Origin of the sequence: Paraburkholderia sp. BR10954, from assembly GCF_040965775.1 — a bacterium.
Classification (GTDB): Bacteria; Pseudomonadota; Gammaproteobacteria; order Burkholderiales; family Burkholderiaceae; genus Paraburkholderia; species Paraburkholderia youngii.
On record NZ_JBFRCK010000233.1, the window covers coordinates 1 to 430 of the forward strand.

A 430-nucleotide genomic window follows, 5' to 3' on the forward strand; every position below is an offset into this window, starting at 1 on the left:
CCTCCACCATCGCCTGGACGAACTGCTTGTCGATCTTCAGCGCCTCCACCGGCACCCGCCGCAGGGTCGCCAGCGAGGACCAGCCGGTGCCGAAATCGTCCAGCGACAGCTTCACGCCCTTGCTCTTCAGCGCCTCCATGATGCCCAGGCAGCGGCCGGGGTCGTCCAGCAACAGGCTTTCCGTGATTTCCAGCTTCAGCGTCCCCGGCGTGATGCTGTGGGCTTTCAGCGTCGCGTCCACCGCCGCCTTCACGTCCAGCACGCCATCCATCAGCACGCCGTATTCGTCGGCCGACAGGCGCGCCACCGTGTCACCGGCCCGCCGGGCGTCGTCCAGGCGCTGGCCCACGGCGCACAGCACCTCATCCCCCACCAGGGGGCCCAGGCTGTCGTTCACCGTCTTGAAGTGGTCGATGTCGACGATCATGAC

At 67.4% G+C, this 430-nt stretch carries 1 protein-coding gene; it reads right to left on the reverse strand.

Annotation, left to right across the window (positions count from 1 at the left end):
* Window positions 1-430 (reverse strand): EAL domain-containing protein (locus AB4Y34_RS42020; RefSeq protein WP_368719329.1); only part of this gene is annotated, 430 nt, incomplete at both ends.